At 66.8% G+C, this 6,365-nt stretch carries 6 protein-coding genes; 4 read left to right on the top strand and 2 right to left on the bottom strand.

Going from position 1 to position 6,365, the window contains the following annotated elements:
* Positions 1-126: 126 nt before the first annotated feature.
* A complete protein-coding gene (locus CMO28_RS06005; RefSeq protein ID WP_296711086.1) occupies positions 127-1,773 on the bottom strand; it encodes an amidohydrolase family protein in 1,647 nt (548 codons plus the stop codon).
* A gap of 252 nt (positions 1,774-2,025) precedes the next feature.
* Here CMO28_RS06005 and CMO28_RS06000 point away from each other — a divergent pair, with 252 nt between their 5' ends.
* Complete coding sequence (locus CMO28_RS06000; RefSeq protein WP_062765619.1) at positions 2,026-3,453, top strand: FAD-binding oxidoreductase; 1,428 nt, start codon at positions 2,026-2,028, stop codon at positions 3,451-3,453.
* Here the strand turns inward: CMO28_RS06000 and CMO28_RS05995 are convergent.
* A complete protein-coding gene (locus CMO28_RS05995; RefSeq protein WP_296711084.1) occupies positions 3,419-4,495 on the bottom strand; it encodes an AraC family transcriptional regulator in 1,077 nt (358 codons plus the stop codon). The two genes, CMO28_RS06000 and CMO28_RS05995, sit on opposite strands and share 35 nt — an antisense overlap.
* Before the next feature lie 165 nt (positions 4,496-4,660).
* On the opposite strand from CMO28_RS05995, the gene CMO28_RS05990 reads away from it, so the two are divergent.
* The 3 genes from CMO28_RS05990 (at position 4,661) to CMO28_RS05980 (ending at position 6,286) form a co-directional block, all read left to right on the top strand.
* Positions 4,661-5,455, top strand: coding sequence for a crotonase/enoyl-CoA hydratase family protein (locus tag CMO28_RS05990; RefSeq protein ID WP_062765613.1), 795 nt, complete (start codon positions 4,661-4,663; stop codon positions 5,453-5,455).
* A 151-nt stretch (positions 5,456-5,606) separates the two neighbouring features.
* Positions 5,607-5,969, top strand: coding sequence for a type II toxin-antitoxin system RelE/ParE family toxin (locus tag CMO28_RS05985; RefSeq protein WP_296711078.1), 363 nt, complete (start codon positions 5,607-5,609; stop codon positions 5,967-5,969).
* On the top strand, positions 5,969-6,286 hold the full coding sequence (locus tag CMO28_RS05980; RefSeq protein WP_296711076.1) for a helix-turn-helix domain-containing protein: 318 nt from the start codon (positions 5,969-5,971) through the stop codon (positions 6,284-6,286). The genes CMO28_RS05985 and CMO28_RS05980 overlap by 1 nt, the downstream gene beginning before the upstream one ends.
* The last annotated feature ends 79 nt before the right edge of the window (positions 6,287-6,365 follow it).

The following is a 6,365-nucleotide window of genomic DNA, read 5'->3' as shown; positions in this document are numbered from 1 at the left end:
TCCCGCCATTGAGGCGGGGGCCAAGGGCGCGGGAGCGCCCGCCCGGCGAGGGGCTAAAACGACTCCCGCCATTGAGGCGGCGGCCAAGGCCACGGAGTGGCCGCTTGGGCCGAGGGACTAAAACGACTACTCTTCGAAGCCATAGAGTTTGGCGGGGTTGGTGGCCAGAATGCGGTCGCGCGTGGCGGCGTCGGGCGCCCAGTCGTCGAGCATGTCGAGCAGGTCGCCGTCATTCGGCATCGGGATGTTGACGTAAGGGTGTGGCCAGTCGCTGGCCCAGACCACCCGTTCCGGATTGGCCGCGATGATCGCGCGGGCATAGGGCGCCACGTCGTCATAGGGCGTGCGGCTGGCCGAGGTGATGCGATAGGCGCCCGAGATCTTGGCCCAGGCGCGGCCGTCGGCCAGCAGCGACAGCATCTCCCGAAAGCCCGGATGGTCGGTGCCGATCGAGGTCGGCATATGGCCCAGATGATCGAAGACCACATCGACCGGCAGGCGGCCCAGGGTCTCGCGGATGTCGGCGAATTCCGACACGTCGATCAGCATCTGCATATGCCAGCCGAAGGGGGCGATCTTCTCGGCCAGGCGGCGGACGTCCGAGACCTCGATCCCGCTCTTGAACAGCAGGTTGATGCGCACGCCGCGCACGCCGGCCTCGTGCATCCGCTCCATTTCGGCGGTGTCGATGTTCTCGTCCACCACCACCACGCCGCGGAAATCCGGGCCGCCGGCGCGGATCGCATCCAGGGTGGCGCGGTTGTCGGTGCCGTAGACGCTGGGCTGCACGATCACCGCGCGCTGGATGCCCAGCGTGGCGAGCATGTGCTTATAGGCAGGCAGCAGGGCATCCGGCGGGGTGTAGGTGCGGTGCCGCGTATAGGGGTAGCGGCTTTCCGGTCCGAAAATATGCGCATGGCAGTCGCAGGCGCCCGGCGGCGGGGTGAAGCGCGGCTTGCGCGGCTGCGGATCTGCGGGCGCGCAGACCGGTATGAGATTCTCTCCGATCAAGGTCATCCTGCTTTCTTCCCAACCCTGCAGGCCGCGGAGGCCCAGGCGGTCGGCGGATCTGAGCAGATGGAACCAGGCCGCGCGGCGGGCCTTGTCCGGATCGCCCAGGCGGACGGCCGTCAGGATCCCCTCGAATTCACGCAGCAGCTTGCGCGCGGCATCGCGGCCGCCGGTCGCGCGTTCGGTTTCCACCGACAGCGCCACGCGGATGCGCGAGGCCAGGAACTGCATGAAGTCGCGGAAATGCGGGTTGTTGCTCGCGATGGCGATCGCGCGGTGAAAGGCGTGCTGTTCGTCGACCGCCGCTTCCCCGCGCTCCAGCCGGGATTTGAGGGCCTGGAACGCCTCCTCGACCTTTTCCAGCTGGGCACGGCTGCGCCGGCGCGCGGCCATGGCCGCGACGCTGACCTCCAGTTCCATGCGGAGTTCCATCACATGGCGGAAATCCTCGATGGTCCTGAGCCCGTCGGTGTCGATCTGGAACGAGGCGGCACCCGGATCCTCGGTCACGAAGGCGCCCACACCCTGGCGGGTGGTGACCAGGCCTTCCTGCCTCAGTTTCGCGATCGCCTCGCGGATGGCGCTGCGGCCCACGGCGAACTCGACGGCGAGTTCGGCCTCGGTCGGCATGCGTTCGCCCGGGGCGAAGACGCCGGTCGCGATCCGCTCGGAAATCTGCCGGGCAATCTCGTCGGACAGTCTTTTCGGACGATTGAGTGCCTGGAACTGACGTTCCGGCGCCTTTCCGCTGCGGTCGGTCACGTGTTTCATCCCCGTCTGTCGCGCCTTGTCCTTGGATACGGGTCCCGCAAGCGGGCCCCCTTGGGGTCTTGATGCCAGTGGCGCGGCCTGTTGTCACGACTAGCATGACGTCAGTTGTCTGACAACTGAAATCCGATGTATGAATTTAGCCCTGGGCAGCGCCCCGCAAGCCTGCCATCCTCGCCCCGCCGCCGGCCCGCTCGTCACCTCGGGCATGCGCGCCGCGGCCAATCATTCGGAGGAACCGGACCCATGCCTGCCGCCGCCACCATCGCGCCCGATACCCTGATCGACCGCCTGCGCGGGATCACCGGCCCGCGCGGTCTGATCACCGATGACGGCGACATGGCGCCGTTTCTCGAGGACTGGCGGAAGCTCTACAGGGGCCGGGCGATCGCCGTGGTCCGCCCGCAATCGACCGAAGAGGTCGCAGGCGTGGTGCGGCTTTGTGCCGAGGCCGGGATCGCGATCGTGCCCCAGGGCGGCAATACCGGCCTGGTCGGCGGGGCGGTGCCGGGGCTCGACGGCGCCTCGATCCTGCTGCAGCTGGGCCGGATGAACCGGATCCGCACGCTCGACACGCTCGATTTCTCGATGGTGGTGGAAGCGGGCTGCGTGCTGGAGACGGTGCAGCGTGCCGCCGCCGATGCCGGGCGCAAATTCCCGCTCAGCCTGGGGGCCGAAGGCACCGCCCAGATCGGCGGGCTGATCGCGACCAATGCCGGCGGCATCCATGTCATGCGCTATGGCATGATGCGCGATCTGGTGCTGGGGCTGGAGGTGGTTCTGCCCGACGGCTCGGTGCTGTCGGAGCTGACCACCCTGCGCAAGAACAATGTCGGCTATGATCTGAAGCAGCTGTTCATCGGCGCGGAAGGCACGCTCGGCATCGTGACGGCCGCCTCGCTCAAGCTGTTTCCGCAGCTGCGCGCCAGCCGCACCCTGTTCTTCGCGCTGCCCTCGCTCGCCGACGGACCGAAGCTGCTGTCGCTCTGCCGCGAGTTCACCGGCGATGCGGTGGAAAGCTTCGAGCTGATCCCGCGCCAGGGCATCGATTTCGCCACCGCCCATGTGGCGGGCGTGGTCGACCCGCTGGAGGGGCGGCCGGAATGGACGGTGCTGACCGAAATCTCCGGCCGTTCCGACGAACGCCTGCAGGAGGATCTGGACCGGCTGGTCGAAGAGGCTTTCTCGGCCGGGCTCGTCACCGACGGCACGATTGCCCAAAGCGAGGCCCAGGCCAAGGCGCTCTGGCTGCTGCGCGAAGCCATCGTCGAAGGCCAGCGTCTGGCGCCGGGCATCCAGATCAAGCACGACGTCTCGGTCCAGGTGTCCGACGTGCCGGCCTTCGTCCATGCGGCCTCGGAAGCGATCTGGCGGGTGCATCCGGATGCGCTGATCAACCCCTTCGGCCATCTGGGTGACGGCAACATCCACTTCAACGTCCAGCTGGCGGCCGGTGCGTCCAGGGAAGCGGTCGACGGCGTGTCGGACATCACCTATCGGGTGGTCGATCAGTTCTCGGGCTCGATCAGCGCCGAGCACGGCATCGGCCGGCTGAAGGCCGCCTCTTATGCCAAACGCTGCCCGAAGCCGCGCGCCGAGCTGATCGCCCGGCTGCGCAAGGCGGTGGATCCCAAGGGGCTCATGAACCCGCTCGTGTTCCGCGCCGGGAAATAGGGGCGGCGCTCTCCCCGCCGGCCGCGCCGCCGCCGGGCTGGCGATAGGCCCCCGGCGTGCTGCCGGTCCAGGCTTTGAAGGCGCGATGGAAGACCGCGGCGGAATCGAAGCCCAGCTCGGCCGCGATCGCCGCGATCGGCCGGTCGGTGCGGGTCAGCTCGCGGATCGCGATGTCGCGGCGCAGCGCTTCCTTCACCGCCCGGAAACAGGTGCCTTCCTCGGCCAGCCGGCGCGACAGGCTGCGGGTGGACTGGCCGAGGGCCGCGGCGACCGCGGCCAGATCGGCGGGCCCCGCCCGATCGCGGGCCAGTTCGTCGCGCACCCGGTCGGCCATCTGCGGCTCGCGCAGCGTGGTGAACAGCCACTGCCTGGGGGCGGCGTGCAGGAAGGGCAGCATCTCCTGCCGGCTGCGCCGAAAGCTCTCCCGCCCGATCGCGGCCGGCATGCACAGCCGGGTGACCGGCGCGTCGAAGCGCACGGGGCAGGGGAAGAGCAGGGCATGATCGGCGGCATGGGCCGGGGCCGGAAAGGCGAAGTCCACCCCGGTCACCGGGGTCTCGCGGCCGGCCAGCCATGACGTCACGCCGTGATGCAGCTTCATCATCAGCGCATGGCCGAAGGGGCGGGTGACGGCCTCGTCGGCCGCCCTCTCAAGCGTCACCTCGATGGTCTCGCCCAGGCGGTGGCACTCCAGCCGCCAGTCGTCGAGCAGCAGGTTCCAGACCCGGGTGAAGCGATAGAGCGCGGTCAGGATGGATGGTGCATCCAGGATGGCGGTGCACAGAAGTTTCAGGGATCCGGTGCGGATCCGCCGCGACCACAGCCCCATCATCTCGTCGCCGGTGCCGATCGCCACCTGTTGGTACAGCGCCACCATCTGGTCGCGGGTCACGCGTGCCGCCGGGGCATCCAGCAGGTCGGGGGCGATGCCGGCCGCGGCCACGAACCCGCGCAGCCGGTCGGGCGTGGTGATGCCGGCCGCCGCCTCCAGCAGCCCGTGCACGAAACCGGTGGAGAGCGTGTCGCCGGCATCGGTGTGCATGTCTCCGCCCTCCTGGCATGGGGGGATGAAGTTTGGCGGATTATGCATATCGGGCGGCGGGTCGTGGGATTTTTTCCGGCGGGATTTCAGCGTATGCCTGCCGATAAGGCGCCGGCACCGCGTGCCGCGCGCGGCGTATTCCGCCAGCAGATCCGGAGAGCCAGCATGACCACCATTCCCGCCCCGTCATCCGACGACGTGCTCAAGATCGAGATCGACGGCAATGTCGCGATCGTCACCATCAACCGGCCCGAGATGCGCAACGCGCTCGACGAGGCCGCGGTGGCGAAGATCGACGCCTTTTTCTCCAACGTGCCGCCCGAGGTGGGCGCGATCGTGCTTCAGACCGAAGGCCCGCATTTCTGCGCCGGCCTGGACCTGAAGGAACATCACGCCAAGCGCCGCTCGCCGACCGAATTCATGCGGGTCTGCCAGGGCTGGCACCGCGCCTTCGACAAGATGCAGCATGGCGGCATCCCGATCGTGGCGGCCATGCAGGGTGCGGTGGTCGGTGGCGGGCTTGAACTGGCCGCTGCCGCCCATGTCCGCGTCGCCGACCGCACCGCCTATTTCGCCCTGCCCGAGGGCCAGCGCGGCATCTTCACCGGCGGCGGCGCCACCGTCCGCGTCGCCCGCATCATCACCCCCGGCCGCATGATCGAGCTGATGCTGACCGGCCGCGTGATCGATGTGGAAGAGGGCCAGCGCCTGGGCCTTGCCCATTACATCGCCGACGACGCACGCGCAACGGCCCTCGACCTCGCCCGCAAGATCGCCGGCAATGCCCGGCTGTCGAATTACGCCATCGTCACCGCGATCAACAAGATCTCGGACATGTCGGCCACCGACGGTCTTTATACCGAAGGCCTGATCATGTGCATGGTCCAGACCGCCATCGACGACGTCCAGGGCCGGCTGGGCGATTTCGTCGGCAAGCGGACGGAGAAGGTGCAGTTGTAGTCTCGGTTGATTATATTTATTGACACAACATCATAAGTTAATGTCTGCTCCTGTCCGACATCGGGTCCATGTGGGGTGACCTTCCCCTCGGGCAGGAGCGGATAGCTCCTGTCCCCCGATCCTTGCCGTTTATATCCGAACAGGTATAATTATGGACCAGAGGCGCAGGCTCCTGTACTGGGAAGGCTCGTCGAAAAAGGACTTCAAGGAGTTCCCGATCGATGTGCAGAAGGACATGGGGGTTGCGTTGTTCATCGTCCAGCTGGGCGGTACGCCGGCTTCGGCAAAGCCCTGGAAAGGCCTTGGTCCGGGGGTCTACGAGCTGTCCGAAGATCATCGGGGCGACACTTTCCGAGCGGTGTATGCCGTACAGATCGGGGATGCAGTGCATGTACTCCATGCGTTTCAGAAGAAGTCCCGGTCTGGCATCTCTACACCCAAGCCTGACGTTGAACTGATTGAGAGACGTCTTAAAGTCGTGCTCGCTCGCTATGATGCGAGCAGGAGGATGTGATGGCCCGCACCGACGAGCCCGGGGGCACCGATAATGTGCTGTTCGACCTCGGTTTCGAGGACGCTGAAGATTTGTCGGCGAAGGCCGCACTGGCGTTCAGGCTCAACCAGTTGATTGACCAGCGCGGCCTGAGCCAGGCCGAAGCAGCCGCGATCATTGGCATGACCCAGCCGAAAGTTTCACAACTAAGACGCTATAAAATCCAGAATATATCTCTTGAGAGGCTCATGCAGGCACTGGTCTCACTCGATCAGCATGTCGAAATCGTGGTGCGACCCGGTCGGCCGACGCAGGCGCCGGGGATCAAGGTCGTATAAACTTCCGTCGGGTCAGGTCCCGATCAGGCGGGATCGCCTGATCGGGCAAGGATGTTTGATAGTCATGACCCCGGAGGCA

It is taken from the genome of Tistrella sp., from assembly GCF_002684955.1.
GTDB lineage: Bacteria > Pseudomonadota > Alphaproteobacteria > Tistrellales > Tistrellaceae > Tistrella > Tistrella mobilis.
This window is presented reverse-complemented; position numbering and strand designations above follow the sequence as displayed.